Below are 26877 nucleotides of genomic sequence, written 5' to 3'. Positions count from 1 at the left end.
CAGGGATTATTGCGGGTTAACCTTGTGCGGCCTGGTCGCCTTCTCGAGCTTGTTGTACTGGAATTCAGGCAGGTTTTTCAAGGCTTCTTTGGTGGCGCCCGCCAGATAGAGATTGCCGTTGCGGATGTCGAAGCGGTCGATCGGAATGGCCACGTAATGGATACCCATGCCGAGGAAGCCACCCACCGATAGCACCGCGTACGTCGCCTTGCGATCGGGCGCAATGATCAGGTCATAGATTTTGCCGATATTGTCATTGGCATCGTTGTAGACCGGTTCGTCGACCAGCGCCTTACGTACGCTCCAGCCGTGCAGCAGACCATTGGTTTCCTCCACCGAGCCGCCGAGCGGTTGAACGCCGGCAATCTGCGCCTGCGCGAGCGGCACTGCGCAACAGGTGAATACGAGCGCGCCGGCGCATACGAGTGTCTTTGCTTTCATCTTCATATCCTTAATCTGGGTCAAAGGCGTTTCGCCAACAGGCGAATTACCGGGTAGCACACGCCATGCCCACGCCTCATGCGGCGGCCGTTGCCGGCGCCGCGCACGCCGATCGGCCGCGCCGGGTAAGATGGCAAACGCGATGGCAAACGCGGTGACAAACGCAAAGACAAGCGCGATGGCGCCGCCCGCTTCCCTTCCCCTGAACTGAACACCACCGATACCGATGCGCGTTCGCGATGAATGCCCTGCTCCGGCGCTTGAATGCCGACGATTGAGCAAAGCCTACGGGACCGCCCGCGTGGTCCTCGCACAGCTCGACTTTATGCTCGACCCTGGCGAATTCGTAGCGATCATGGGCGACTCGGGGGTCGGCAAATCGACGCTGCTCAACCTGATCGCAGGGCTCGACGCGCCCGATAGCGGCGAGGTCCTCATCGATGGCACGCTGGTCTCGGGCCTCGACGACGATGCAGCGACCCGCCTGCGCCGGCAAAAGCTCGGCTTCGTTTTTCAGGCGTTTCATGTGCTGCCGCATCTGACACTCGCGCAAAACATCGCGCTGCCGCTGCTGCTCAACAATTTGCCGCCGGCCCATGCTGTTGAAATGCTGGCTGCAGTCGGCCTCGCTGGACGCGGCGACGATTTCCCGCGGCAGTTGTCCGGCGGCGAACTGCAGCGGGTGGCGATCGCCCGCGCGCTGGTGCATCGTCCGCGGCTGATTCTGGCGGATGAGCCCACCGGCAATCTCGACCCGGATACGGCTCACGAAGTGCTCGCCCTGTTTCGCGCCGAAGCCAAGGCGAACGGTGCGGCAACCATGATGGTGACGCACTCCGTCGCGGCCGCGGCCGTCGCGGACCGCGTGCTGATCCTCAGTGAGGGCGGCCTGCATCCCGCTGGGCATGCCGACGTGCAGCAGGTTCGTTCGTCTCATGAGTGACGCCTTGCGGCCGGAGTCTGCGCCCGTGAGCGGCAGTCGGCGGCTCGCCCGTTGGCTGCTCGAAGCGGAGTGGCGCAGTCAGCGCGGGCGCGCGATTGTCGCCGTCATGACGATCGCGCTGGGTGTGGCGCTCGGTTACGCCGTGCAGCTGATCAACAGCGCGGCGTTCAACGAATTCTCGGCAGCGGCCCGGAGCCTGTCCGGCCAGGCTGACCTGCAGGTGCGGGGCGCGCAGCCTACTTTCGATGAGTCGTGGTACCCGCGGCTTGCCGATGAACCCGGCGTCGCGCTCGCCAGCCCCGTCCTCGAACTGGACGCGACCGTGCCTGGCCAGAATGCACCGCTCAAGGTGCTGGGCATCGACGTTTTCAAAGCCAGCCAGATCGCGCCGGACCTGGTCGGGGTGCCTGCGTCGCAGCGTCCCATGGATACCCTCGCCGACGACACCCTCTTTCTTTCGCCAGCGGCCCAGCAATGGCTAAACACCGTGACCGGCCAGCACATCTCCCTGTTGAGCGGCACAGCCAGTGTGCCGTTCCGCGTCGCAGGCGGTCTCGTCAGAGCCAGGCCGGGTCAGCGCATTGCCGTGATGGATATCGCCGCCGCGCAGTGGCGTTTCGGCAGGCTCGGGAAGTTGTCGCGGGTCGACCTTGAACTCGCGCGCGGCGTCGACCGCGAACGCTTCAGACGCGAACTTCAGGCGCGGTTGGGCAATCAACTGGTGGTCTCCGAACCGCGCGACGTCGAAAGCCGGACCGACCGTCTGTCACGTGCGTACCGTATCAACATGAATGTGCTGGCGCTGGTGGCGCTGTTCACCGGGGCATTTCTGGTGTTCTCGACCCAGGCGTTGAGTGTCGTGCGGCGCCGCTCGCAACTGGCCATGCTGCGGGTGCTCGGCTTCACGCGCGGCCAGTTGCTGCGGCAGATCCTGATGGAAGGCGCCGTGCTCGGCGTGCTTGGATCAATTGCGGGCCTTGCGCTCGGTTACGCGTTGGCAAGCGCCGCGTTGCGCTTTTTCGGCAGCGATCTGGGTGGCGGCTATTTCCCAGGCGTTCGGCCTGGTGTCAGTTTCGAACCGATCGCGACAGCGATTTTTCTCGCCTTGGGAATTGGAGTCTCCGTGCTTGGCAGTTTCGCGCCTGCGCTCGAGGCAGCACGTGCCCGACCGGCTGCCGCCCTCAAGGCCGGCAGTGAAGAAGGCGCGTTGGCGCGGCTCGCCACGCCGTGGCCTGCGCTCGGCTGCCTCGCGCTGGCGGGGGTGTTCACGCAGATGCCGCCCGTTTTCGAGGCGCCGATTCTTGGCTACCTCGCGGTCGCGCTTCTGCTCGTAGGGGGCATTGCGTTGATGCCGCGTTGCACGGCCGTGTTGTTCACGGCCCTCGGTCGCTCGCGTGTGGGACGTCAGGCGAAGACCACCAGCGCGCTGTCGCTGGCACGGCTTGCCAATGCGCCCGGACAAGCGTCGGTGGCGATGAGCGGCGTGCTCTCGAGCTTCGCGCTGATCGTTGCAATGGCGATCATGGTGGCGAGCTTCCGCGTTTCCGTCGACGAATGGCTCGAACATCTGCTGTCCGCCAACCTGTATGTGCGAGTTGCGCCGAACGGCGACACCGGTGTGCTGAACCTCGCCGATCAGGCAAGCATCGCGGCGACAGCCGGCGTGAAGACCGCGGCATTTACGCGTGCGTCGCAACTCACGCTCGATCCCGCACGTCCCGCAATCGTTCTTCTCGCCCGCGAAATCGACGCAGCCGACCCCGGCGCCAGTCTGCAAGTGTCCGGGCCCGTGCTGCTTCCATCCGCACTGCATGGCGAGACGCCGGTTTGGGTGTCCGAGGCCATGGTCGATCTGTATGGCTACCGGCTCGGCGAACATGTCGAATTGCCGGTCGGGCAGCACAACGAGGCGTTCGTCGTGGCCGGCGTGTGGCGCGACTATGTGCGTCAGACCGGCGCGATCGAGTTGCGGCTGGCCGACTATCGGCGCCTGACTCGCGACACCGGCGCCACCGATGTGGCGATCACCGTCGCGCCCGGCGCCGACATCGATCGGGTCATCGCCGCGCTGCGCGCACTGCCGTTCGGCGACGCGCTGCAGTTCGCACAACCCGGCGAGATTCGCGCCCGCTCGCTGACCGTCTTCGACCGCAGCTTTGCCGTCACGTATCTGCTCGAAGCGGTCGCCATCGTCATCGGGCTGTTCGGTGTTGCGGCGACGTTCTCCGCGCAAACGCTTGCCCGCTCGCGCGAGTTCGGCATGCTGCGCCACGTCGGCGTGACGCGCGCGCAGATCATCGCCATCCTCGCCAAGGAAGGCGGCATGCTGACGGCGCTTGGCATCGCGATGGGCTTTGTCCTCGGCTTTGCCATCAGCCTGATTCTCGTGTTCGTGGTCAACCCGCAGTCGTTTCACTGGAGCATGTCGTTGCACATGCCGTGGTTCGTCTTGAGCATGGTGGCTGCGGTGATGCTGGTCGCTTCGTGCGCAACCGCCGTGGTGGCGGGACGCCGGGCGGTCTCCGTCGATGCGGTCCGCGCCGTAAAGGAGGATTGGTGATGCGGCACAGAGTCCGAACCGTGTCGAGTATTGCGTTGTTCATGTTCTTTCTCGGCATAACGACTGCCATGCCCACGATAGCCGCGTCACCCGGGTTCGCCGCGGTCACGCCCGGTCACGCGCTGGCGTTTCCAGCGGATACCGGCGCGCATCCCTCGTTTCAGACCGAATGGTGGTACGCCACCGGCTGGCTCGACACACCGGACGGCAAACCGTTAGGTTTCCAGATTACTTTCTTCCGCTCTGCCACCGGTGACGACGCAGCGGATCCGAGCGCGTTCGCGCCTTCACAGCTGATCATCGCGCACGCCGCGCTGAGCGATCCGGCTTTCGGCACACTTGTGCACGATCAGAAAATCGCGCGGCAGGGTTTCGGCCTCGCCTATGCCAAAACCGGCAACACCGACGTCAAGCTCGACACATGGAGCATGGTGCGCGCGACCGACGGCCGCTACCTGGTGCATGCCGAAACCCGCGAGTTTGCGCTGAACCTGTCGTTCACGCCGACGCAGCCACTGCTGCTGCAGGGGGACCACGGCTACTCGCAAAAAGGCCCGCTTCAGAGCGAAGCCAGTTACTACTACAGCGAGCCGCAGCTGCGCGTTAGCGGCAGCGTCTCGCGGCCCTCGCACCCGACGGGACGCTCAGGCACCCCCACGTCAGTAAGCGGCGTGGCATGGCTCGATCACGAATGGTCCAGCACGATCCTGAGCCCCGATGCGGCTGGGTGGGACTGGCTCGGTGCGAACCTCGCTGACGGCTCCGCGCTGATGGCGTTCAAGGTGCGCGGCCGCAATGGCGGCTCCGTCTGGGCGCACGCGGTGCTGCGCGACGCAAGCGGCAAGCTCACCACGTTCGACCCGGCCCAGGTCGATTTCGTCCCGCAGAGAACGTGGCGCTCGCCGCGCACGAATACGCTTTATCCGGTGGCCGAAACCGTCAAGACCGGCACGCTCACGTGGCAGCTCGAGCCCTTGCTTGAGGATCAGGAAATGGACGCCCGCGACTCGACCGGCTCTGCTTACTGGGAAGGCGCGGTGACCTTGAAGCGCGGCGGCGCAAACGTGGGCCGGGGCTATCTGGAGCTAACCGGCTATCAGAAGCCGTTTGAACTTCAGAACCCGACGAAGGCTGCGCGGTAGTGCTGCTCCTTGCCGTTGTCCTGATGCGGCCGTCGGCTGATCAAAGCCCTGCCAGCGTGCCCCACAACTGCTGTTTGAGCTTGCCCGTCGCTTCGTCCGTGTTCTCGTAGGGTTGCCCCTGCACGGTCACGATGCGCCAGAACGACGCGTCGATATGGCGCAGCTCCACATGCGTTTTCATCGTGGGGTCTGACTTTAGGCGGCCCTCGGCAATCCAGCTTTCATGACCGTCGACCGTGTCGCGCGTCCCTGGCACGCCGAGCGGCATCGTCGACGCATTGTTGCGCAGATACGCGGGGATGTATCGGCTGAACCCCACGTCCGGCAGAACTTCCCGCGCGAAGACGACCGCAGCGCGGCCGGTCGGGTCGGTGAAGGTATAGATCGGCTCGCCGTTTTCGGTTCTGGTTACCGAGAGCGTCCAGACGCCATCGATCTGCACACTCGCACCGGTGACAGGATTAGTCCATCTGGCGGCGACATTGGCGTGCGGTGCCGCGCTCGCAATGGTCCGATGAACCGGCAGGCGATGGTTCGCGTGCCAACCCGTCCACGCCGCGGCCAATACGATGGCAACGCAAACAACAATCCTGAAGGCGCGCGCCCGAGCCGACTCCTTCGTCTTGCCCTGCTGGGAAGTGGCCGCTTCGGGTGCTGTGTGCCGCCTCTGGTTGAACGTCGAAGCCCTGGCGGACGCCGCGAAGGACGGTTCCGCCCTGCCGTTGCGCTCGCGCGGCGAAGGGTACGCCGGCGCCGCATCGGGCGGCGGCCCCTGCACTTTCGGCACTTGCTGCTCATGCGCCGAAAGTTCGCGGTCGTACGCCTTTCTGCGTTCCGGGTCGCCCAACACCGCGTAAGCCTCGTTGATAATGCGCATGATGCGCTGCGCATCCGGACTGGTATTTTTGTCGGGATGGTAACGCTGGCTGAGGGCCTTGTAGGCGGCCCGGATCACCTCGGCCGGCGCGCCGCGCGTGACCTTGAGATTGTCGTAATGGGTATGCATGTGCTTTCCGTGGCGATTCTTCCCCGCATCGACAGCATATCGGCTCAAAAACAGATTGCTTGAATGGCGCGGCCATGCGAGCCCTTACCGCTTTGCGCGCGACAGGCACGCCGGTTGCTGACGCCTTCCGTGGTGTACCGTTTCACCAAGCCTTTCCGCTTGCAGCAACCGCCCGATTGTATCGGTGCGCAGCCCTGCCGGCCCCGTAAAAACGACGGAGCAACAGGCAATGGAAATTCCCGAACCGACCCGCCGGCGCCATATTCGCCATGCGCGCCGGCGCGCGCGCTCGAGCGAGATGTCCCGTTATGCCGGCAAGCCGATGGCTCTGCTATGGCGCTACATCGCCCGGCGCAAGGTCTCCCATCTGATCGTGCTGGTGAGTGTGCTTGCCGCGGTCGGGTGCGCGCTGGCCTCGCAATGGGGCATCAAGAATCTCGTCGATGCGTTACCTTCTGGCCGCACCCATCCCGCTGTCGTGATGCGGGCCTTCGTGATTCTCGTCGGACTGATTCTCGCGGACAACCTGTTCTGGCGCGTCGGCGGCTGGATCGCCGCGCGGACTTTCGTCACGGTGACCGGCGATATCCGGCGCGAGATGTTCGCCTATCTGACCGCTCACCCACCCGCGTTCTTCGCCGACAAGCAGCCGGGCGTCCTATCGAGCCGCATTTCCGCCACGGCGAACGCGGCGTACATACTCGAAAACACCGCTTCGTGGACGGCGATACCGCCGTGCCTCACGGTAATCGGCGCCATCATCATGGTTGGCGCCGTCAGTGTGCCGATGAGCGCCGCGCTGGTGGCGGTCTCCGGCATTCTCGCTTTCGGCGTTTACATCCTGGCGAGCCGCGGCACTTCCCGGCACCATGCCTTCGCTGCGCGGGCCGCAGCGGTGGATGGCGAACTGGTGGACATCATCGGCAACATGGGGCTCGTGCGTGCGTTCTCAGCCATCGGGAGGGAACGTCGACGCCTCGACGAGCAACTGGGCGTTGAGACCAAAGCGCGTACCGGCAGCCTGCTTTACCTCGAAAAGCTGCGTCTGCTGCATGCAATCGCCACGGCGATCCTTTCCGCTGGCATGCTCGGCTGGACCCTCTGGCTATGGAGCATGGACCGCGCGACGACGGGCGACGTCGTGCTGATCAGCTCGCTCGGCTTCGCGATTCTGCACGGCACACGCGATCTGGCGGTCGCATTCGTGGATCTGACGCAGTACGTGGCGCGCCTTGGCGAAGCCTCGGCCATCCTGCTCGCGCCCCACGCGATGCCTGAGCACCACGACGCGCCGCCGTTGCACGTCACCACCGCAACCATCGATTTCAACAACGTCACGTTTGCCTATCCGGGGCGCCGGCCGGTGTTGAACGGCCTGAACCTGCAGATCCGCGCGGGCGAGCGCGTGGGGCTGGTCGGTCCGTCGGGCGCCGGCAAATCGACGATTCTTGCCCTGATCCAGCACTTCTACGAACCGGCGTCCGGCACCGTCAGCATCTCGGGACAGGACATCTCGAAGGTCGGCCAGGACAGTCTCCAGGCCGCGATTTCGATCGTGCCGCAGGATGTCTCGCTGTTCCACCGGACCTTGCTCGAAAATATCCGCTATGGGGTGCCGAAAGCGAACGAGGCGGACGTGAAGCGCGCCTGCGAGGATGCCAACTGCATGGACATCCTCAGCGCGTTGCCCGACGGGCTCGACACCGTAGTCGGGGATCGCGGCACCAAGCTCTCCGGCGGTCAACGGCAGCGGATCGCCATTGCGCGCGCCATTCTGCGCGACTCGCCGATCCTTCTGCTCGACGAAGCCACGTCGTCGCTTGACTCGGCCTCGGAAGCCGCGATCCAGCTGGCGCTCGAACGTCTGATGCAAAACCGCACGGTGGTCGCTATCGCCCACCGCCTGTCTACGCTGCAGAGCTTCGACCGGATCGTCGTGGTCAATCGCGGCCGCGTCGTCCAGGACGGCTCGCCCTCTGAACTGGCGAACGTCCCCGGCATCTACCGCGATACGCTGACACGCCAACGCAAGCGCAGCACTCCGCCGCCAGAACTGGCGTGACCGGTTGACCGGACCCCCGGGGGCGCTGGGGTCCCACTCGCCGCCCACTCCTCCCATTGCCACGACAACGTTTGCGCAACCCGCTCGCGGCACGCGCACACCGGCAATTTCCCTCGGACTGCTCATAAAAACTGAAGAATGTTAAGAAACCTGCCGATATACGAGGGTTAAGGCTCAATTCACACGAGGAGCACTGATGGGATCGGTAGCTCGAATAAGGGGGGCGTTCACGGTCGACAGCACCGACCCGGAACTCGTGCGCTCGCAAATGCAGGCGTTCGGCCGGCAAATCCCGCTCCTCTACTTCATGCTGGTGGTCAACACGATGGCGGTGGCCATCACCCACCTTGCCTACGCACCGGCCTGGCTCGCCATCCATATTCCGGCGGCCCTTTGCACGGTCTGCGTGTTCCGCTGCGTACGGTGGTGGTTCGTCCGGCACCGCACGCTCACGCATGAGAAAGCCGTACCCGAACTGCGCAAGACTTTCTGGTTCGCGTGCGGGTTCGGCGTCGGCTTCACCACCTGGTCGCTGCTGCTATTCCCCTATGGATCCGCCTACGAGCAGTGTCAGGTGGCGTTCTACATGGCCACCACGGTGGTCGGATGCGTGTTCTGCCTGATGCATCTGCGGACCGCGGCGCTCACGCTGCTGACCATCGTGATCGGTTCTTTCACCATCTTTCTGCTGGCCGCGGGGCGCCCCGTGTTCGTGGCGATGGCGGCGGATATGCTGTTCGTCGGCGTGACCCTCGCTTTTATCGTCCATCTCTACTACCGGAACTTCGCGAGCCTTGTCTCTTCGAAGCGCGAACTGCTCGTGAGCCAGTCGGTCACGCAGAAACTCAGCGACGACAACTTCCGCCTCGCCAACATCGATAGCCTGACCGGCCTGCCCAACCGGCGCAGTTTCTTTTCGTCGCTCAATGCGCTGGCTGAGCAAAGCACAGGCGGCGTCGCCAACTTCCACATGGGGCTGATCGACCTCGACGGTTTCAAGCAGGTCAACGACATCTACGGTCATTCGAGCGGCGACCTCGTGCTCAAGGAAGTCGGCAACCGGCTTCTGGCGCTCGCCGATCCGACGATTTTCTTCGCGCGGCTCGGTGGCGACGAATTCGGCATCATCATTCAACGGCGTCTTGGCGAGGACGAACTCGATCGCCTCGGACAAACGCTATGCGAGCGGCTCAGCCGGCCCTATACGGTCGGCGAGAACACCGCCGAGTTGTCGGGCACGATCGGCTGGGCCGGTTTGCCGCCTGCGAGTGTCAGCGTGGCCGAGGTGTTCGAGCGCGCGGATGCCGCACTCTACGTCGGCAAGGAAAGCCGGCGCGGCACGGCCGTGGTGTTTTCCGCCGAGCACGAAAACCGCGTGCGGCGCGCGAGCCTCGTCGCCCAGGAGTTGAAGGCGGCGAACCTCGACGCCGAACTCTACCTGGAGTTTCAGCCCATCTACGACGTCGCCACCCGTACCGCGGTCGGCTTCGAGGCGCTTGGCCGGTGGCGCAGTCCGAAGCTCGGTCAGGTGAGGCCGGATGAATTTATCCGCATCGCCGAGCGGACCGATCTGATTCGTGTGGTGACCGAGGTGCTGTTGCACAAGGCGCTGAACGAAGCCGCCAACTGGCCGCCGCATATTTACCTGTCGTTCAACCTCTCGGCGCTCGACATCTCGTCGGTGCCGCGCGCAAGGCGGTTGCTCGACATCGTGCAGGCGAGCGCGACGCTGGCCGAACGGGTGCATTTCGAAATCACCGAGACCGCGGTGACCCGCGACTTCAGACAGGCGCGTGCGTCCTTGTCGCTGATCAAGCAAGTGGGCTGCCAGGTGTCGCTCGACGATTTCGGCACCGGCTATTCCAGCCTGAGCTACGTCCATCGCCTGCCCTTCGATACGATCAAGATCGATCGCAGTTTCGTAGCCGAGGTCGATACGGACGTGGCATGCGGCAAGATCATCAAATCGGTGATGGACTTGTGCCGCAACCTCGGGCTCGAATGCGTGGTGGAAGGCGTCGAGACCGAATCGCAGTGCGAAATGCTGACCGCACTCGGCTGCCGTGTGATGCAGGGCTATCTGTTCGGCAAGCCAATGCCGGCCGAGGCGCTGCAGTTTTTCCAGGCCAATGTCGTTTAAAGAAGGCGTGAATTACCGGAGCGCCTGACTCGCACCGGTACATGTTGCGACCACCCGCCCGGATCAAGGCGCCTCTTCGAGCGGCACGCCGCCGAATGCCTGGCGCTGCGCGAGCGAAACGAAAGTCTGGGCATCGCGCGCCGCCTGAACCACCGGCGCCATGCCGAAGAACTCATGTGTCGCCCCCTGATAGTTGCGGTGCTCGACGGCAACACCGGCATCACGCAGCTTTTCCGCGAGTTTCTCGCCATCGGAGCGCAATGGGTCGATGCCCGCGGTCACCACCACCGTAGGCGGTAGGTTCGACAGATCCGCGCTGACCACATCGATCAGCGGGCTTTTCAGATCACCCTCGTCGTTGATCACGTTCTGGACGAACCACAACATCATCTTCTTGTTCAACGGCTTCGCATTGCGATTCTCCTCATAGGAGATCGAAACGATGTTGTTGCTCGCCACGGGATAGATCAGCGCCTGATGCAAGGGTGCGCGCAAGCCTGAATCGCGCGCATGGATGGACACGTTGATGGCAAGATTCGCCCCGGCGCTCTCGCCCATCACCGCTATCCGGCTTGGGTCGCCGCCGAGGCTCGCCGCACTTTCGACGATCCAGCGCCACGCGGCGAACGCATCCTCGTGTGCGGCGGGCAACCTGTGCTCAGGCGCCTGCCGGTAGTGGGCGGACACCACGATCGCGTTGCTTTGTGCCGCAATCGAGCGCGGCGTCGCATCGTAGACGTCCAGATCGGCAATCACCCAGCCGCCGCCGTGAAAATACAGGATCAGCGGAAACGGGCCATCGCCGGCCGGACGGTAGATACGCGCCGGATTGCTGCCCGCAGCGCCCGGAATCAGCTTGTCCTCGCTCTGCACCGCCTCCACTTCCAGCGGTAGCCGGGCGGCGTGACCCGCCTGCGTCATCAGTTTCCGGACGGCGTCGGTGGGCGTCGGCTGCTCGCGGGCCTCGGCGACGCTGCATTCTTCGATCGGCTTTGGGTTCAGTTCCTTGAGCGCGGCGAGCACCGCCTTCATATCGGCGTCTGCGTGGGCGGTCGGATCAAGTCCGATCATGCCCTTGAGAGTATCGGCGAGTGTCATGGCGCGGCTCCAGGTGAGACCGGGGAATCGGGAATGGGTTGTCGTCGAGCCCCCGGCTCAATGCCCCTTGGTATCGCTGCTCGCGTCGGCGCCGGGCATGTTGGTCGTATCGTTAGCCGGCCTGGACGCTGTCGTGTGTTTCTTCTTCGTCTTGCTCTTCGACATCGTCGTCGGGCCGCTGCCGCTGGCGGCGGTCATCGCCGAATCGCCAGGGGCGCCCCCGCCTCCGTTGCCATTCCCATTGCCGCCCGCTCCGCCGTTCCCGGTACCACCTCCACCCGCAGCCAGCGCAACGCCAGAGCTCAACAACAACGCCGAAATCAAGACCGCTTTTTGCATTTTCATGACTTACTCCTTGGTGAGATCAGAGAGATTCAGATTTGAGCGGCTGCGTTGCCAATGCACGCAGGCCTGCCAAAGATTCAGCAAGCGACGTGCCGTTGTAAAAGCGCTGGGAGCGAAGAGCGTGCATCGCTGCACTGTTGTGTAGCCGTCGTGCGTAAAAACTGCCCCGCATTGACCGTCTTGCCAGACGCGTGCTGCCACGAATGCGTCACGAGCTCCGTACGAAAATCGCAAATATGTGATGCGCTACGCGATGCAAATCTGAATCGACACGCGGCTTCGCTTTAGGCCGCAAGCCGCAGATCCTTGTACAGCGCGGCAAAGAGCGCTGCGCGCAGGTGGCGCGAGCGCACGTCGACGAGCGAGGACACGCACTCGCCGCGGCTGAACTCGCAGCTCCCCCTTCGTTCAAGGGCCACGGGCACAGTGCTTGCTGAAAACTATCGGTTTGATTTCTGCCGTACGTCTATCCGCTTACGCCCCACCGCCAAATTTTTATCCGACTATGCCGACGCCGCTCAACGTTTTACTGGTTGCATCCGAAGCAGCCCCTCTTGCAAAAACGGGCGGCCTCGCCGACATGGTCAGCGCATACGGCGCCGCGTTATGCGAAGCCGGCGTCGCTGCGTCGATCCTGATGCCCGCCTATCCCGGCGCACTCGAGCGCGTGCTCGGCGCGACCCGCGTGGCCAGACTCGCGGGTCTGCCGGGCGGCGACGGCGTGATCATCCGGGCGCAGATGCCCGACACGGGCGTGCCGGTGCTGTTGCTGCAGATGGATCATCTGTTCACACGCGAAGGCATCTACCGCGACCGCTACGGCCGCGACTACGTGGACAACCTCGTGCGGTTCGCATCGCTCGCTGCCGCCGCGGCGCGGATTGCGCGCGGCGTGCGCGGCATCAAGCGGCCGGACGTCGTGCACGCTCACGACTGGCACGCGGGACTCACGCCGCTCTACATGAAACTCGGCGGCGTGCAGGCCCGCAGCGTCTTCACGATCCACAATCTCGCGTTTCAGGGTAACTATCCGCTCGCCGCCGGTCCGTGGATGGGCGTGCCGCCTGAACTGCTCGCGCCGGCACTTACCGACGAGCGCAGCATCGAGTTCTACGGTTCGCTTAGTTTGATGAAGGCCGGGATCGTCCACGCCGACCGCGTTACGACTGTGAGCGAGCGTTATGCGACGGAAATTCTGACACCGCGCTTCGGCCATCGGATGGAAGGCGTGCTGAACGCGGAGTCGCACAAGCTCTCCGGCATCACCAACGGCATCGACATGCAGATGTGGAACCCCGCCACCGACGCGCTGATCACGAGCAATTATTCGGCTGACAACGTAGCGGGCAAATACGCGTGCAAACGGGCGTTGCAACAGGCATTCGGACTTGCACGCGAACCGTTCGTGCCGCTGGTGGCGATCGGCAGCCGGCTCACCGAACAGAAGATGGCGGAGGTGGTGGCCGAGGCGATTCCAGCCATGATGGCGCGGCACGAGCGGCTGCAGTTCGCCATTCTGGGCCAGGGCGACGCGCCAATCGAAGCGCGCATGCGCGAGCTGGCTGCGCGTTGGCCAGGACGTGTCGGCACCTGCATTGGTTATGACGAGACACTCGCGCACATGCTGCATGCCGGCGCGGATATGCTGTTGCACGCGAGCCGCTTCGAACCGTGCGGGCTCACGCAACTGTACGCGATGCGCTTCGGTACGATTCCGGTGGCCTCGCGCGTGGGCGGTCTAGCCGACACGATTTCCGACTATGCGTTAGGGCTGGGCAAATCGGGCGCGGCGACCGGCTTCCTGTTCGAAGGAGAGTCGCTCGAGGATGTCGCTGGCGGCGTGGCGCGTGCTGTCGAGGCGTTCAAGAATCCATCGCTGTGGCGCGCACTGCAGCGTAATGCGATGACGCGCGATTCAGGCTGGGGCACGGCAGTCAAACGCTATGTCGACGTGTACTGCGAATTGACGGATGCGCGCCCTGTGGCACCGCGCGAAGAGCCGACGACAGTTCCGGCTATCGCCGCGCGCCGCCGCCGTACCGCGGCGAGGCCGGTACCCGCCGACAATTCGCAGGCGGCAGCCGTTCAGTAGCGGTCTTGGCGGCTAGCTGTAAACGGAAGCTTAAAGCGGGAGGTTAAAGCGAGGTCACGGCGTGGGCGTGCCGGAAGAAGGCGCGACCCTGGTCTCATCCTGTAGTTCCGGCCGCACGCTGAAGCTCGGCTGGACCATCCATTCCTCGAGCCACTCGCGCCATTCGCTCCAGTGCCCCTCCAGACTGAATTCCTTGTCGATGAGGCCGCTGTCGTCGTCTCGCAGCGTCGCGTACACGATACGCTGGCCATTCCAGTAAGCGACGGCGCGATCCGTAAGGTCGGCGGTCGTGCCGAAGGCAGCGTCCTGCAAGATCATGGCTAACCGGTTGTCGAACTCTTCGCGAGTCATGGCGATTTTTTCCCGTAAATACCGGGATCGCAGCATAAACGATGCCTGCGTAGCCAATATTACGGTGCCGGATCGTTCTCGCGGGCTTCGAGCGCCAGCAGCGCGTCGTTCAGTCTTTTGACCCGGCTGACCTGCGACGGCACGCGCGCCGCGACCGTCACACTGGCGAGCCGGCTGCGCCAGTAGCTTAGCGGCAAGGCGCCGTCCAGCGCGGCGATACGCGGCAGCAGGTGTTCAAGATGTTCGATATCTTTTTCGAGCTGGTGGTGATTCATTGCTTCCCCGGGCACTCCCATCAATAAGGTCTTCGCCCGTCGGTGCGTGCGTGTATGGCCTTGCATTGCCTTGATTGCTCTCATGATGCTGCTTGACCGCCAGTGTGCCTGCAGATTGATGCGAGGCTTGACCGTGAGTGTCAGTTTTGCTGGAACATGGGGTCAACTTGATGTCACTGCGGGGAAAGACTGGCATGTTATGCGACACGCATTGTCCTGACCGGCGCTCGTACGGAGCCTCTTGGGCCGCAATCGTTTGCTGGCTGTTTTGTCATGGACGCGTCAGCATTGCGCCCCGGCTGCGGCCGTAGACTGAACTGGCGTTGTGGAGACCGGAATCGGCGTCGCATCAGAAAACAAAGCCGACCATCCAAACGTCCTTTCACCAAGGAGTCGAATATGATCCGAATCGCTTATATTGCAGCAGCCGTATCCGTCATGACTTGCGCCGCGCCCGTATTCGCGCAGGACACCCCGAACGCGCCTCAACCGGCCACAACTTCGAACATGGGAAATGACAACGCCAACAGCAACCAGAATAGCGGCGTCGGCATGGATACCAATGGACAAGTGGCCTCTGGCGCGCCCGCCGGCCTCACCCGTGCCGAGGTGAAGCAGGACTTGTATCAGGCGGAAACCGACGGTCAGATGAAGACCCTCAACCGCACCGTCTACAGGGGCAATTAAGCTCGCGGGCGCGACACGCCGGGTTTGAACGACCGGCGTGTTCCGCGAGCGGTACGGGCCTCATCAGTTCACTGAGTTCGAGTGAAGCAGCGGCCAGACGAGGTTCAGTTTCACGCCCCCTCGGGCGGGCACGTAGAGATCGCGACTGCGCTGCGCGCCGTCGAGGCTGGCAACCAGCCGATAGTGGCCTTGCGGTAGCCGCGCATAAAGATAAGGACCATCCGATGTGGCGTTGAATACGACGGTGCCATCGGATCTCGCTACCTGCACCGCGACGCCCGACAGATACTCGCCCGACCCGGTCGTAAAGGTCGCGCGCATGTTGTAGCCGGAGGCCAGTCCGCGAAACGCTGCAACCTCATCTTGCCCCACTCCGCCTGTGACGTATGCGACACCGTGGTCGTCGTGCGCCACGGGGATGTCGCTCGGCACGGCGTTGCGCACCGGCGCATCGTCGTCCGGTAGCGTGGGTCTTGCTGGGACGCCCGGCACGTTCGCCACGGTCTGCTCGCGAACCGGCATCGGACGTGTGGCCGGTTCCTGCGTTGCGGGGGCAGGTACATGTGGCACAGGCTCACGCGTCGCCAGTTCGCGCGGCAGCGGCGCTTTGTGTTCAGGCACTTCCCGCGCGCTCGCAGGAGCCGGGACGGGAGCAGGTGCCGGTGCAGCGGCCTGCACGTGGGGCCGCGGCGTGCCGGGTTCGCAGCTGAGCCCCGGTATGCTGCCGCCTTCGCTGGCAGGCCGTCCTTCGATCAGCCACGCCGGCAATGCAACACCTTGCCCCTTGGCGCGCGGCGTCAACGTATCGCGCATGCTCGCAGTCACCGCGCTGCGTTCCTGCGGTGTGGAGGCGCGTCGCATTTGTGTGCAGAAAGCGACCCGTTCATCGTCGCTGAGCAGCTCGGATGGAACGGCCGAGGGTTGGGCCAGCAGACGCTGCGCGTGCGTGCCGAAAGCTAGCACCGCAGCGCCGCACATCAGCGTCCACCGGAGAGTCTTCGACAAACCGGAAAACGTAGTGGACATGAATCACCTCCGGGACATTCTCGGGAGTATTGCGTCGGGTCGATTCAGGGAGCGTCAATGAGCGCTTCGCTTAACTTCTTTGGAAACACAGCGGCACGCGTAGTCTTGCGGGGATAAGTTGCGTCGCGGGTACTGCAAAACCCAATCGCAGTGTAGCAAACCCATTTGCTTTCGCTGCGCCCCAAAGGCCGCGCGAATTAGTCGATGTCCGCCATGTTCCAGCATGATCGACCTGAATTCGCACATTGCGGGTGCAAGTTCGCGGCGCGCGTCATGCTACGCAGCGAGATCGTTGCTTGGGCTAGGACACAAACGGCAGCTTCTGATCGCGCGCGGCGGCAAGCATCGACAACGTAATCTTGCGCACTTCGAGTTTGCTTTGCGTGATGTGCGCACGCAGCAGAATGCTGGCTTCGGGCAGGCGGTTGCGTTCGATCAGGTGCAGCATCGTCGAGTGCTCGTCGTAGGTCGCACTGGTGCGATGCGGCTTCAGAAAATCGAGCCGCCGCACGATGCGGATGCGCTCGGTCACCTCGTTGTGGACGCGAAGCATTTCCCGATTGCCGGTCGCGGCGACGAGCTGCCGGTGGAAGTTTTCATCCATGCCGAACATGGTGACGGGATCGCTCTCGCGCGCCTCGGTTTCGACGCACCAGACGGCCTTGAGCGGATCGATCGACTCATGCGGCGCATTGCCCGAGGTAAGACGCTCGAGCGAAGCCAGTTCGAGCACGATGCGCAGATCGTAGAGCTGGTCCAGTTGCTCGAAGTTGATCTCCGAGACTTTCCAGCCGCGCCGGAACCCCACTTCCAGATATCCCTCGCGCTGCAGGCGAAACAGGCCGTCGCGCATCGGCGTGCGCGAGACGCCGTAGTGTTGCGCGATGTCGCTCTCGGAGAAGCGGTCGCCGGGAAAAAGCCGGAAGCTGAAGATGTCGCTCTTCAGTTGCTGATACACCTGCTCGGCCAGCGCGTTCGGAGCGTTCGGTGCATTTGGCGAGGGGCTTGCGGTGCCACCCGTTGTACCGCTTCCGATTACGTTTGCAGCTGCGTTTTCGCTCATATCAAGGCATTGCGATCAGACTGACATGCGCTGCGACGATTTTCCAACCCTGGTGCGCCTGCGCCGCAGACTCGATGCGTGCCCAGGTCTGCATCTGGCGGCCGAGCAACGGGGTCGCGTCGCTGGTGAACTCGGTGCTGACGGTGGCGTAATCGTTGCCGAACGTGGTCACCCCCGTTCGATGCAGGCGTCGCGAACGTGGCACCGGCGCGCACGACGCGCGCCACGCACGAATCGCTTCGCCGCCGTGCTGGACTTCGGCGATTCCGTATCGCACGGTTTCAGGCGTGTGCCAGAACAGCGCGTTCATTGCTTCGACGTCGTTGTCGACCAGTGCCCGTTCGTATTCGACAAAGGCCGCTGTCACTTCGGCGACGATCTCCGGCTTGTTGACTTCCATCCTCACAGTCCCTCTTTCAATGCCGCGAGCGGCGCGGTCCAGCCCACGATGCCTCCCTGCGAGCGGATCATTTCGAGGCTCGCCTGCTTGAACGCGGGAAAGTAGCTCGCGGTCGCGTCTTCGATCAACAGACATTCGTAGCCACGATCGTTCGCTTCGCGCATCGAAGTTTGTACGCAGACTTCGGTCGTTACGCCGGCGAACAGCAAATGCGTAATACTGCGCGCATTCAGCTCGCCGCTCAACGGCGTTGCATAAAACGCGCCCTTGCCGGGCTTGTCGATGACGAGTTCGTCTGCGAGCGGCGCGAGCGCGTCGACGATCGCATTGCCGGGTTCGCCGCGCACCAGAATTCTCCCCATCGGCCCGGGGTCGCCAATGCGCATCTGCGGCGCACCGCGCAAGCGCTTCGCGGGCGGGCAATCGGAGAGATCCGGCGCATGCGACTCGCGGGTGTGCACCACCATTAAGCCTGCCGTGCGCGCGAGCGCTAGCAGCTCCGCGACCGTTGGAACGATCTCGGCGAGCAACGAGACATCGTTGCCAAGCGATTCGCCAAAGCCACCTGGCTCGATGAAATCGCGCTGCATGTCGATGATCACGAGCGCGGTGTGGCGCGGCTCGAAAACAAACGGCGAGGGTAAAGCCTGAACTTCGCTGCTCATGGTTTAAACCTTGGTTTAAGCCTTGTTATAACGTGCGGGCGGCTTGCGCCGCCCGCCGTCACCGGTCCTCTATCCCTGCCCTGCTTGCCATTGGCACGCAGTCACCTGCCACTGCCCCCGTTTTTATACGGTCCTGGAACGCTCATCCCTGCACGTGTCCTAAAGCGCTGCTTCCTCTGTATGTCCCGCCATGTGCTGCCCAAGCACTGCGCGCTCAGCGCTCGCTGCCGGCGTTTCGTAGACCAGCCGGCCCTCCGCCATCACGGCGATGCGGTCAGCCAGTTCCAGCAGTTCATCGAGGTCTTCGCTGACCAGCAGCACGGCTGCACCGGCATCGCGCGCGGCGATCAGTCTCGCGTGGATATCGGCCACCGACGCGAAGTCGAGGCCAAACACCGGGTTCGCGACAATCAGCACATCTACCGGTTGTCCCAGCTCGCGTGCCAGCACGGCGCGCTGCACATTGCCGCCCGATAGCGTGCCGATCATCCGCTCCGGCACAGGAGGCTTTACGTTGAAATCGCGGATCAGTTGTGTGGCCCGCTCGCGCATCGCCCGACGATCGAGGCGCCAGCCGCTGCGGCACACGGGCGCGCGGTCGAAGTCGCGCAAGGCGAGGTTTTCCGCCACGCTCATCCCGGCGACGCAGGCGTTCCTGAGCGGCTCTTCGGGAATCGCAAACACACGTCGTGTAGTCATCTGTTCGCGAGTGGCTTGATACGGCGCACCGGCAATCTGCATCTCGCCTTCTACCGGACGGCGCTGCCCGACCAGGGCCTCGACCAGTTCTTTCTGGCCATTGCCCGAGACCCCTGCGAGGCCGAGAATCTCGCCGGCACGCACTGCCAGCGTGGCGTGCCGCACGGCGGTATGGCCGCGATCGTCCTGCACCGAAAGATCGCGCAGTTCCAGCCGGATCGCTGCGTGCGGATCGACCGGCTTGCGCGCTGGGCGTTCGGTACGGATCTCGGCCAGTACTGGTGAATCCTTCGCCGCAGAATCGGTCTGCAGTGCCGAGCTTGTGCCCATCATCAAGCTCGCAAGCTGGTCGCGATCGGTATGTGCGACGGCCGTCGTGCCGACCTGCCGACCTTTGCGTAACACGGTGACGTCGTCGGCGTAGGCCATTACCTCGCGGAATTTATGCGTGATCATCAGCACGGTCAGTTCGCCGCGTGACGTGAGATCGCGCATCAGGCCAAGCACTTCGTCTGCTTCCTGAGGCGTGAGCACCGAAGTCGGTTCGTCGAGAATCAGGAAACGTTGCTTTAGATACAGTTGTTTGAGAATTTCCAGTTTCTGCTTCTCGCCGGCCGCGAGTCCGGCGACGGGCGCCTCAAGCGGCAGGCTGAACGGCATGCGCTTCATGAACTCCGTCAAGGCCGCGCGTTCGCTCTTCCAGTCGATCCGCCAGGACAGACGCCCACGCGCCAGCAACAGGTTCTCTTCCACCGAGAGGCCGGTTGCCAGCGTGAAATGCTGGTACACCATGCCGATACCGAGCGCCTGCGCATCGCGCGGCGAAGCGATTTTCGCTTCGCGGCCGTCGGCGGTGATCTGTCCTTCGTCGAGCAGTCCATAGCCGACGAGTCCCTTCACCAGCGTGCTCTTGCCTGCGCCGTTTTCGCCTAGCAACGCGTGGATCGTGCCGGGTGCAACCTTGATGGAAACCTTGTCGAGCGCGCGAAACGTGCCGAACGTTTTTGAAGCGCCAAGCACCTCGACGCCCAGGGCGTGCGTGGCGGCGTCTTGCGGCTGGTTGTAGGGAGCGGGAGTCGACATGATCGGTCAGCGTCCGAGTGTGGCAAGCAGCGCGTGCGAATCGGACACCGTGCCGAACACGCCGCCCTGCATCGTGATCATATGCAGCGCGGCGTCGTGATTGCCCTTGTCGGTCGCCCCGCAGCAGTCCGCCAGCACCGTGCATTCGAAGCCGCGATCGTTCGCTTCGCGCATCGTCGTGTGGACGCAGACATCGGTGGTGATGCCGGTCAGCACCAGATTGGTAATGCCGCGCGTACGCAGGATCAGTTCGAGATCGGTCGCGCAGAACGAGCCCTTGCCGGGCTTGTCGATGATGATCTCGCCGGGATACGGCGCGAGTTCGTCGATGATTTCCCAGCCCGGTTCGCCGCGCACCAGAATGCGGCCGCACGGACCGTCGTCGCCGATACCCACGCCGTCCGTACCTGCGCGGCGGCTGCGCCAACGTTTGTTGGCCGGCAGATCGGACAGGTCTGGACGATGCCCTTCACGCGTGTGAATGATCGTGAAGCCCTGCTCGCGCATCAGTGCGAGCACCCTGCTGATCGGCTCGATCGGGGCACGCGTGAGCGAGAGGTCGTACCCCATCTTGTCGACGTAGCCGCCGTGGCCGCAGAAATCCGTCTGCATGTCGATGATCACCAGCGCCGTATTCTCGGGACGCAGGTCGCCGTCGTAGGGCCAGGGGTAAGGCTTCGCATCGATGAATCGGGTCATGGTGGTGGTCTCTTCAGGTTGGCATCGACAGGCGCTATGCGCGAACGCGTGCTCGCGTCAGCACATCAGCGCGTCAGGCTCAGTTCGCCGGGTGCGCCGGCCAATGTTCGATCGGGACGGCAATTGATGATCATGATCACGAGCGTCAGTACATACGGTGCGGCGTTATAGAGGTAGTAACCGCTCGTCACGCCAATGCCCTGCAACGCGGGCCCGAGCGCACCCGCCGCACCGAACAGCAGCGCTGCGACGAGGCATCGCAACGGCTGCCAGCGCGCGAAGATCACCAGTGCGACGGCCATCAGCCCCTGCCCGCTCGAAAGCCCCTCGTTCCAGCTGCCCGGATAGACGAGCGAGAGGTAAGCTCCGCCGACGCCCGCGAAAAAGCCGCCGATTGCAGTGGCTGCAATCCGGATGCGCGTGAGCGGATAACCCATCGCGCGTGCCGTCTCGGCGTGATCGCCGACGAGGCGCAGCGTCATGCCCCAGCGCGTGCTGCGCAGACCCCACTGCAGCAGAAACGCCAGCACGATGCCGATCACGAACAGCGGATTGATATGCAGTGCGTTATGCAGTTGCGGCGAGACGGCCCAACTGCCGAGATCGATCGACGGCAGCATCGGCGCCTGCGGCTGGATAAAGGGCTTGCCAAGATAGAACGCGAGGCCGGTACCGAGCAGCATCAGAGCAATGCCGAAGGCGATATCGGAGACGCGCGGCAACGAGCACACGAGACCGTGCAGACATCCGAATAGCAGACCTACGACGCCTGCGGCCAACACACCGAGCCAAGGCGAGCCGGTCAGATAGGAAGCGGCGTAGCCGCTCATCGCGCCGGAGACGAGAATACCCTCGAGACCGAGATTCACCCGGCCGCCCTTCTCCGTGAGGCATTCGCCGAGACTCACGAACAGATACGGCGTGCTCACGCGAATCGCACCGGCCAGCAACGAGAGCAGCAGAACCACCACAGGCGAGTGCATATCAGGCATGAGTCTTCTCCAGTTGCACCGGCACTTCGGTCACCACGAGCGCCTGCAGTTTCACGCGCCATGCGACGATACGGCCGCCTAACGCTTCCCATGCCAGCAGGTTGGCAAACAGCAACCCCTGCAGAACGAGCGTGGTCGCATCGGGCAGATCGAGGCGACGTTGCAGCAGACTGCCGCTCGCTTCGATCCCACCGATCAGCACCGCGCACAACACGATGGCCAGCGGGTTCTGACGCGCGGCGAAAGCGACGAGAATGCCGCTGTAGCCGTAACCCGCCAGCAACGATGCGTTCGCGCTGCCCTGTACTGCGGCCACTTCGAACATGCCGGCAAGACCCGCTGCGGCGCCTCCCATCGAACAGGCCGCCAGCGCCAGCATGCCGACCGGCAAACCGACCAGACGGGCCGCGCGGTTGCTGCCGCCCACCACGCGCATCGCAAAGCCCTTGGTGCTGTGCTTGACGAACACCCACGCGGCAATACAGGCCACCACGCCCCACAACAGGCCCCAGTGCACTTCGAGTCCCGGCAGCGAGCCGATCGTCATTGGGTCGGGCACGGGCAGCGTCGAGGGCTTGTTCAGACTCGCGGGATCGCGCAACGGTCCTTCGACGAGGTGCTTGAATAGCGCAATCGCGATGTACGACATCAACAGGCTGCTGATTGTCTCGTTGACGCCGCGCCATTGCCGCAACGCCCCGACCGCTCCGATCCAGATGCCGCCCGCGAGCATTCCTGCCACGGCCATCAAAGGCGTCGCGATGAGCCACGGTGTACCGGCAGGCAAACACTGCGGCACCACCGCGGCGGCGAGACCGCCGAGCGCAAGCGCACCCTCGCCGCCGATCACGATCAACCCGACCTGTGCCGGCAAAGCGACGCACAGCGCGGTCAACATCAGTGGCGACGCGCGCAGCAAGGTGCTTTGCCATGCGAACGACGAACCGAATGCGCCCTGAAAAATCAGCCCGATCGCATCGAACGCCGGCGCGCCCTGCACCAGCAGAAACAGCCAGAACAGCAAAAGCGTGCCCACCAGCGCGCACAGGGTCGGCAACGCAGGCAGCACCCCAAGCATCAGCCGGGCAGAACTCGCATTAGGGCGCATAGCCGCTCCTTGAAAGACGTTCGGATTGCGAAAGAATCAGATCTGGCCCACGACACCCGAGACCAGATAGTTCATGCTTTCCAAGGTGTAGTCGGTCTGGATATGGCTCGTGCCGTCGGCGACTACCACGCCGCCCTTGTTGTCCTTGATCGGGCCTTTGAAGATCACGAACTCGCCGGACATCATTTTCGATTTCACGCCGTCAGCGTTCTGGCGTGCGTCGGGCGTGACTTTCGGACCATATGCCGACATCTTCACGAAGCCTTCCTTGAGGCCGCCGCGCAAGACGTTCGGTTGCGGTTTGCCGGTTTGCGCGCCTGCCACCAGTTCCTTGTACGGCGTAGCCCAGTCCCACTCGGCGCCCGTCAAATAGCCTTTCGGCGCGAGTGCCGCTTGGCTCGCGTGATAGCCGCAGCTCATGACGCCGCGCTTTTCGGCGGTTTCGATCACCACCTTCGGACCGTCGACGTGACAGGTCAGCACATCGCAGCCCTGATCGACGAGGCTGTTGGCCGATTCGGCTTCCTTGACCGGCATCGACCAGTCGCCTGTGAAAATCACATGTGTGGTGATCGAAGGATCAACCGACTGTGCGCCGAGCGTGAACGCATTGATATTGCGCAGCACCTGCGGAATCGGCTTGGCCGCCACGAAACCGAGCTTCTTGCTCTTGCTCATATGGCCGGCAACAACGCCGTTCAGGTACTGGCATTCGTCGATATAGCCAAAGTAGCTGGTGATATTCGACGGGTTGCCCTGCTTCCACAAACCGCCGCAATGCGCGAAGCGCACGTTCGGATATTTGGCGGCCATCTTCAGCACGTGCGGATCGAAGTAGCCAAACGAGGTGGCGAAGACAAGCGTCGCGCCGTCCTGTTCGATCATGGCTTCCATCGACTTCTGCACGGCGATGGTCTCCGGCACGTTCTCTTCTTCGACCACCTTGACGTTGGGGAGCGCCTTGATTACGTTGGCGGCGGCGGCTTGCGCCTGGTTATAGCCGTAGTCACCGCGGGCGCCAACATAGATCACGCCAACGGTCAGTTTGCCGGCGGCAAAAACGGATTCGAACGGCAGCACCGCGCCGAGCGTCAGCAGGCTGGCATTCTTTAGAAAGTGGCGACGATTGCTCATAGCGGATCCGGTCTCGTGTGGTTGAGGTTGATTGCAGCGATAGCGGTAGAAAACGGCGCGTCGAAGCGCGTGAGGTTCATGAGTTCAATCTTGGATACAAGTTTGAACTCATAGAGCAGGAGTTATGCCAATTGACGGGTGCGTAGCCCATTACGTGGCGCAGAGGCTTACGCAGCAAGGGTCTGCGGCGCGCCGCGAGGAACTTCGCTGGGGAACCGGGACAGGCCCGGACGGCTGGAGGACGGCCTATGTTTGTGCGTCATTCCCCACAACGGGGCGATCGTGAACCGCGCAGGATCGTGCGCGATTTACGGTCGACGGGGGAAGCGGAAGGGACGGACTGCGGGGTCGGCCTAAACCACCCTACTCTGTACTCGCCGCAACGCGAGCCGCGAGTTTGGCGTCGTAACTCGAATGCACATGCACCCGTTTCTGTTCCGGGTAGGCATAGGTGTAAGCCTTGCGCAAGGCCAGCGATGCCTCATGGAAGCCGGACAGAATCAGCTTTTGTTTGTTCGGATAGTTGGCGACGTCGCCTACCGCGAAGATGCCTGGCCGCGAGCTTTCGTAGTTCGACGTATCGACGTCGATCCGGCCGGCATGAAGGCTTAGCCCCCAGTCAGCGATGGGGCCAAGATTCGCCACCAGTCCATAAAGCACCACAAGATGATCCGCTTCGATCTGGGTCGCGCCGCCAATCTGGCGAATCTCAATCGATTCGAGCTTGCCGTCGGGCGCGCTCAAGCCACCGACCGCGCCGACCATGAACGTCATTTCCCCGGCGTCGACTGCACGCCGCATCTGCTCGACGCTCGAATCCACAGCACTGAAACCATTGCGCCGATGCACCAACGTCAGCTTGCGCGCCACCGAACGCAGTGCGAGCGCCCAATCGAGCGCCGAGTCGCCGCCGCCCGCCACAACCACGTTCTTGCCGGCGAAATCCGCGAGCCTCGGCACGCTGTAATGTACGTGACGCCCTTCGAGCGGCACGGCCTCGTCCAATGCCAGCCGCTGCGGTGCAAACGCGCCGTTGCCTGCTGCAAGCAGAATGGCGGCGGCATCGAACACGAGCCCCTGGCCGGTCTTGACGGTCCAGCGGCCGTCGTCGCGTTGCTCGACGGTGTCGACCCGTTGACCCAGATGAATCGGTACGTCGAACGGTCTGCACTGCTCCAGCAAACGCTCGACCAGTTCGCGCGCAGTGCACGACGGTATGGCCGGGATATCGTAGATCGGCTTGTCGGGATACAGCTCCGTACATTGGCCGCCGACGCGGTCGAGTGCGTCGACAATGTGGCACGACAGGCCGATTACCCCCGCTTCGAACGCGGCAAAGAGTCCAACGGGTCCAGCGCCGACGATCAGTACGTCGGTGCGTAGCGGTACATCAGATGTCCCTTGCGACGCGTCGAGGCCGCCAGCTTGTTGCGGGGTAGGCGCTGCCTGTGATGGATCTGTCGGCGGGGTTACTTCTGAAGTCATTCGGCGTCCTTGGGGTTGAGCACGCGGGGTCGTCTCTGGTCACGACCAGGCGCGCATGGCTCACCCACCATACAGACTCGGCCGCATCCCGGCAACGATGCCACCACGAACTGTGTGGACAGTACCGTCGTCGCCGTGATCGCCTTTAGAATTGATGCATGATCCCGACGTACGCCCCCGTCTGCGACTCGCCTTGCAGCGGGCTTGTGCTGCCCGTGCCTTCACGAGGATTGGCGAGCAGCGAGAAGTCGGCTTGCCTGCTGTTGTCCACGTAAGCGATCGTGCCGTAAAGGAAAGTCCGCTTGGTAAAGTTGTACGTTGTGCTGAGCGTATACATCGAGGCGTGACCGGATGGATCGTGCAGCGCATCGCCGCCGCCATCGCCGACAATCACGTAGAAGCCCGCTGCCGTCACAGCCCACGTTGGATTGAACGTGTAGGTCGCGCCCAGCCAGTAGTAATTCGCACTGTCCGCGAGACCGGCTGGCGTATCCGGTGCGGAGTAATGCGTATAGGCGCCCTGGATTTTGACCGAGTCGAAGTGCACGTTCGCGCCCGCGAAAAACTCGCGCGAACTGGTGAAGATATTGGCGAACTGGCCGTTGCTGTCGCGTAGCTCGTCGTAGATGCCGCGCACGTCGAACAACGTCGAGTGATACGTCAGCATGATGCCGTCGGAGCGCCCGAACTGGCCAACCGCGCCGTTGTTGAAGGCGCCCGGCTGATTACCGAGTGCGTACTGGCCTTGTACGTCGAAACCGCCAAACACGGGGCTGTGATATTCGACGTTGTTGCTGGTCTGCTGCCAGTTGCGGCCGCGCACCAGCGAGGCCGATGAAAACGCCTGCTGCACCATTGGGTCGAATTCCCACACCCCGTCGCTATCGATAAACAGGTTGCGGCCGGCCTGCAGCGTGCCCCACTCGTCACTCTTCAGGCCCGCAAATGCACGCCGCGAAAACAGCAAGCCGCCGCTCGTGGTGCCGTTCTGTACCTGCAAACCGGTTTCCAGGGTGAAGATGGCGTGCAACCCGCCACCCAGATCTTCCGTGCCTTTGAACCCCAGCATGCTGGTGCCCCAGTCGCCGCCTTCGGCGCTCCAGCTATTTGCGGTGCCGCCGTTGCCGGTCGGCACATGATTGATATATTGCAGACCCGCGTCGAGCCGCCCATAGAGCACGACACTCGATTGCGCTTGCGCAAAAGGGCTTGCCACCAGCAAGGTGGCCATCAACGGTTCGCGTAGTTTCATTTTATTCTGCCGAACACCATCTATTTATTGGTTTCGCCCAAAACGGGCCATCTCCAGACCCTATGCGAGCGGGCTTTCGCGACGCTGGATAAGTTGACTCTAGGTGAAAAAAGCCGGCTGCGCAAAACA

General features: G+C 63.3%; 24 protein-coding genes. 7 read left to right on the top strand and 17 right to left on the bottom strand.

The features are described from left to right. Nucleotides 1-6: 6 nt before the first annotated feature. Nucleotides 7-441, bottom strand: a complete 435-nt coding sequence (locus P3T17_RS27425) for a PRC-barrel domain-containing protein (RefSeq protein WP_429409587.1) — start codon at nt 439-441, stop codon at nt 7-9. 226 nt (nt 442-667) lie between these two features. On the opposite strand from P3T17_RS27425, the gene P3T17_RS27420 reads away from it, so the two are divergent. The 3 genes from P3T17_RS27420 to P3T17_RS27410 are packed head-to-tail and all read left to right on the top strand — an operon-like array spanning nt 668 to nt 5086. Next, complete coding sequence (locus tag P3T17_RS27420) at nt 668-1384, top strand: ABC transporter ATP-binding protein (RefSeq protein ID WP_429409586.1); 717 nt, start codon at nt 668-670, stop codon at nt 1382-1384. Beyond that, nucleotides 1377-3944, top strand: a complete 2568-nt coding sequence (locus tag P3T17_RS27415) for an FtsX-like permease family protein (protein WP_429409585.1) — start codon at nt 1377-1379, stop codon at nt 3942-3944. The genes P3T17_RS27420 and P3T17_RS27415 overlap by 8 nt, the downstream gene beginning before the upstream one ends. After that, the gene (locus tag P3T17_RS27410) at nt 3944-5086 is read left to right on the top strand and encodes a lipocalin-like domain-containing protein (RefSeq protein WP_429409584.1); all 1143 of its coding nucleotides are present in this window, start codon (nt 3944-3946) and stop codon (nt 5084-5086) included. Before P3T17_RS27415 ends, P3T17_RS27410 begins: the two co-directional genes overlap by 1 nt. A 40-nt stretch (nt 5087-5126) precedes the next feature. Here P3T17_RS27410 and P3T17_RS27405 read toward each other — a convergent pair whose 3' ends face one another. Next, on the bottom strand, nt 5127-6092 hold the full coding sequence (locus P3T17_RS27405; protein WP_429409583.1) for a J domain-containing protein: 966 nt from the start codon (nt 6090-6092) through the stop codon (nt 5127-5129). Nucleotides 6093-6321: 229 nt separating this feature from the next. Here P3T17_RS27405 and P3T17_RS27400 point away from each other — a divergent pair, with 229 nt between their 5' ends. Further along, entirely contained in the window at nt 6322-8154 is a 1833-nt protein-coding gene (locus P3T17_RS27400; protein ID WP_429409582.1) for an ABC transporter ATP-binding protein, read from the top strand. Nucleotides 8155-8350: 196 nt separating this feature from the next. Beyond that, nucleotides 8351-10294, top strand: a complete 1944-nt coding sequence (locus tag P3T17_RS27395; protein ID WP_429409581.1) for a putative bifunctional diguanylate cyclase/phosphodiesterase — start codon at nt 8351-8353, stop codon at nt 10292-10294. A 63-nt stretch (nt 10295-10357) separates the two neighbouring features. Here the strand turns inward: P3T17_RS27395 and P3T17_RS27390 are convergent, their stop codons facing one another. Both P3T17_RS27390 and P3T17_RS27385 read right to left on the bottom strand, forming a co-directional pair. Next, a complete protein-coding gene (locus P3T17_RS27390; protein WP_074268403.1) occupies nt 10358-11392 on the bottom strand; it encodes an alpha/beta hydrolase in 1035 nt (344 codons plus the stop codon). A 57-nt stretch (nt 11393-11449) separates the two neighbouring features. Beyond that, a complete protein-coding gene (locus tag P3T17_RS27385; RefSeq protein ID WP_429409580.1) occupies nt 11450-11737 on the bottom strand; it encodes a hypothetical protein in 288 nt (95 codons plus the stop codon). Nucleotides 11738-12242: 505 nt separating this feature from the next. Between P3T17_RS27385 and glgA the strand changes: the two genes are divergently transcribed. Beyond that, complete coding sequence (glgA, locus tag P3T17_RS27380) at nt 12243-13829, top strand: glycogen synthase GlgA (RefSeq protein ID WP_429409579.1); 1587 nt, start codon at nt 12243-12245, stop codon at nt 13827-13829. A 54-nt stretch (nt 13830-13883) separates the two neighbouring features. Here glgA and P3T17_RS27375 read toward each other — a convergent pair whose 3' ends face one another. Together P3T17_RS27375 and P3T17_RS27370 are read right to left on the bottom strand one after the other, a co-directional pair. Further along, complete coding sequence (locus P3T17_RS27375) at nt 13884-14180, bottom strand: hypothetical protein (RefSeq protein ID WP_429409578.1); 297 nt, start codon at nt 14178-14180, stop codon at nt 13884-13886. Between the two features lie 59 nt (nt 14181-14239). Next, nucleotides 14240-14455 carry a hypothetical protein gene (locus P3T17_RS27370; RefSeq protein ID WP_429409577.1) on the bottom strand — a complete coding sequence of 72 codons (216 nt, stop codon included), beginning with the start codon at nt 14453-14455 and terminating at the stop codon, nt 14240-14242. 399 nt (nt 14456-14854) lie between these two features. Here P3T17_RS27370 and P3T17_RS27365 point away from each other — a divergent pair, with 399 nt between their 5' ends. After that, a complete protein-coding gene (locus P3T17_RS27365) occupies nt 14855-15142 on the top strand; it encodes a DUF4148 domain-containing protein (RefSeq protein ID WP_429288814.1) in 288 nt (95 codons plus the stop codon). 63 nt (nt 15143-15205) lie between these two features. Here P3T17_RS27365 and P3T17_RS27360 read toward each other — a convergent pair whose 3' ends face one another. From P3T17_RS27360 to P3T17_RS27310, 11 genes are all read right to left on the bottom strand, one after another. Then, nucleotides 15206-16168: a carboxypeptidase-like regulatory domain-containing protein gene (locus P3T17_RS27360; RefSeq protein ID WP_429409576.1), complete on the bottom strand. Its 963-nt coding sequence runs from the start codon at nt 16166-16168 to the stop codon at nt 15206-15208. Between the two features lie 301 nt (nt 16169-16469). Then, complete coding sequence (locus P3T17_RS27355) at nt 16470-17231, bottom strand: GntR family transcriptional regulator (protein ID WP_429288812.1); 762 nt, start codon at nt 17229-17231, stop codon at nt 16470-16472. Between the two features lies 1 nt (nt 17232). Further along, a complete protein-coding gene (gene hpxZ, locus P3T17_RS27350) occupies nt 17233-17631 on the bottom strand; it encodes an oxalurate catabolism protein HpxZ (RefSeq protein WP_429409575.1) in 399 nt (132 codons plus the stop codon). A gap of 2 nt (nt 17632-17633) precedes the next feature. Beyond that, nucleotides 17634-18296, bottom strand: a complete 663-nt coding sequence (locus P3T17_RS27345) for a cysteine hydrolase family protein (protein WP_429409574.1) — start codon at nt 18294-18296, stop codon at nt 17634-17636. Between the two features lie 159 nt (nt 18297-18455). Further along, entirely contained in the window at nt 18456-20078 is a 1623-nt protein-coding gene (locus P3T17_RS27340) for an ABC transporter ATP-binding protein (protein ID WP_429409573.1), read from the bottom strand. Between the two features lie 6 nt (nt 20079-20084). Beyond that, on the bottom strand, nt 20085-20777 hold the full coding sequence (biuH, locus tag P3T17_RS27335; RefSeq protein WP_429409572.1) for a biuret amidohydrolase: 693 nt from the start codon (nt 20775-20777) through the stop codon (nt 20085-20087). A 65-nt stretch (nt 20778-20842) separates the two neighbouring features. Continuing rightward, nucleotides 20843-21769 carry an ABC transporter permease gene (locus P3T17_RS27330; protein WP_429409571.1) on the bottom strand — a complete coding sequence of 309 codons (927 nt, stop codon included), beginning with the start codon at nt 21767-21769 and terminating at the stop codon, nt 20843-20845. Next, nucleotides 21762-22877 (bottom strand): ABC transporter permease, encoded by a 1116-nt coding sequence (locus P3T17_RS27325; protein ID WP_429409570.1) that lies wholly within the window; start codon nt 22875-22877, stop codon nt 21762-21764. Before P3T17_RS27325 ends, P3T17_RS27330 begins: the two co-directional genes overlap by 8 nt. A 36-nt stretch (nt 22878-22913) precedes the next feature. Further along, nucleotides 22914-24011 carry a BMP family ABC transporter substrate-binding protein gene (locus P3T17_RS27320; RefSeq protein ID WP_429409569.1) on the bottom strand — a complete coding sequence of 366 codons (1098 nt, stop codon included), beginning with the start codon at nt 24009-24011 and terminating at the stop codon, nt 22914-22916. Between the two features lie 363 nt (nt 24012-24374). Next, nucleotides 24375-25496, bottom strand: coding sequence for an NAD(P)/FAD-dependent oxidoreductase (locus P3T17_RS27315; RefSeq protein WP_429409567.1), 1122 nt, complete (start codon nt 25494-25496; stop codon nt 24375-24377). Between the two features lie 145 nt (nt 25497-25641). Further along, entirely contained in the window at nt 25642-26727 is a 1086-nt protein-coding gene (locus P3T17_RS27310) for a porin (protein WP_429409670.1), read from the bottom strand. Nucleotides 26728-26877 lie beyond the last annotated feature (150 nt).

Source organism: Paraburkholderia sp. GAS82 (assembly GCF_050436285.1).
Taxonomy (GTDB): domain Bacteria; phylum Pseudomonadota; class Gammaproteobacteria; order Burkholderiales; family Burkholderiaceae; genus Paraburkholderia; species Paraburkholderia phenazinium_B.
The sequence above is the reverse complement of the archived record's forward strand: the minus strand, read 5'-3'. Positions and strand labels throughout refer to the sequence as shown.

Bases quoted from the DNA above. Each gene is read 5' to 3' on its own strand.
- P3T17_RS27405 (WP_429409583.1), bottom strand. From the start codon at position 6,092: ATGCATACCCATTACGACAATCTCAAGGTCACGCGCGGCGCGCCGGCC.
- P3T17_RS27320 (WP_429409569.1), bottom strand. From the start codon at position 24,011: ATGAGCAATCGTCGCCACTTTCTAAAGAATGCCAGCCTGCTGACGCTC.
- glgA (WP_429409579.1), top strand. From the start codon at position 12,243: ATGCCGACGCCGCTCAACGTTTTACTGGTTGCATCCGAAGCAGCCCCT.
- P3T17_RS27310 (WP_429409670.1), bottom strand. From the start codon at position 26,727: ATGGCCACCTTGCTGGTGGCAAGCCCTTTTGCGCAAGCGCAATCGAGT.
- P3T17_RS27415 (WP_429409585.1), top strand. From the start codon at position 1,377: ATGAGTGACGCCTTGCGGCCGGAGTCTGCGCCCGTGAGCGGCAGTCGG.
- P3T17_RS27315 (WP_429409567.1), bottom strand. From the start codon at position 25,496: ATGACTTCAGAAGTAACCCCGCCGACAGATCCATCACAGGCAGCGCCT.
- P3T17_RS27355 (WP_429288812.1), bottom strand. From the start codon at position 17,231: ATGAGCGAAAACGCAGCTGCAAACGTAATCGGAAGCGGTACAACGGGT.
- P3T17_RS27410 (WP_429409584.1), top strand. From the start codon at position 3,944: ATGCGGCACAGAGTCCGAACCGTGTCGAGTATTGCGTTGTTCATGTTC.
- P3T17_RS27345 (WP_429409574.1), bottom strand. From the start codon at position 18,296: ATGAGCAGCGAAGTTCAGGCTTTACCCTCGCCGTTTGTTTTCGAGCCG.
- P3T17_RS27360 (WP_429409576.1), bottom strand. From the start codon at position 16,168: ATGTCCACTACGTTTTCCGGTTTGTCGAAGACTCTCCGGTGGACGCTG.
- P3T17_RS27425 (WP_429409587.1), bottom strand. From the start codon at position 441: ATGAAAGCAAAGACACTCGTATGCGCCGGCGCGCTCGTATTCACCTGT.
- P3T17_RS27385 (WP_429409580.1), bottom strand. From the start codon at position 11,737: ATGAAAATGCAAAAAGCGGTCTTGATTTCGGCGTTGTTGTTGAGCTCT.
- hpxZ (WP_429409575.1), bottom strand. From the start codon at position 17,631: ATGGAAGTCAACAAGCCGGAGATCGTCGCCGAAGTGACAGCGGCCTTT.
- P3T17_RS27420 (WP_429409586.1), top strand. From the start codon at position 668: ATGCGCGTTCGCGATGAATGCCCTGCTCCGGCGCTTGAATGCCGACGA.
- P3T17_RS27330 (WP_429409571.1), bottom strand. From the start codon at position 21,769: ATGCCTGATATGCACTCGCCTGTGGTGGTTCTGCTGCTCTCGTTGCTG.
- P3T17_RS27400 (WP_429409582.1), top strand. From the start codon at position 6,322: ATGGAAATTCCCGAACCGACCCGCCGGCGCCATATTCGCCATGCGCGC.
- P3T17_RS27390 (WP_074268403.1), bottom strand. From the start codon at position 11,392: ATGACACTCGCCGATACTCTCAAGGGCATGATCGGACTTGATCCGACC.
- P3T17_RS27370 (WP_429409577.1), bottom strand. From the start codon at position 14,455: ATGAATCACCACCAGCTCGAAAAAGATATCGAACATCTTGAACACCTG.
- P3T17_RS27375 (WP_429409578.1), bottom strand. From the start codon at position 14,180: ATGACTCGCGAAGAGTTCGACAACCGGTTAGCCATGATCTTGCAGGAC.
- P3T17_RS27365 (WP_429288814.1), top strand. From the start codon at position 14,855: ATGATCCGAATCGCTTATATTGCAGCAGCCGTATCCGTCATGACTTGC.
- P3T17_RS27325 (WP_429409570.1), bottom strand. From the start codon at position 22,877: ATGCGCCCTAATGCGAGTTCTGCCCGGCTGATGCTTGGGGTGCTGCCT.
- P3T17_RS27340 (WP_429409573.1), bottom strand. From the start codon at position 20,078: ATGTCGACTCCCGCTCCCTACAACCAGCCGCAAGACGCCGCCACGCAC.
- P3T17_RS27395 (WP_429409581.1), top strand. From the start codon at position 8,351: ATGGGATCGGTAGCTCGAATAAGGGGGGCGTTCACGGTCGACAGCACC.
- biuH (WP_429409572.1), bottom strand. From the start codon at position 20,777: ATGACCCGATTCATCGATGCGAAGCCTTACCCCTGGCCCTACGACGGC.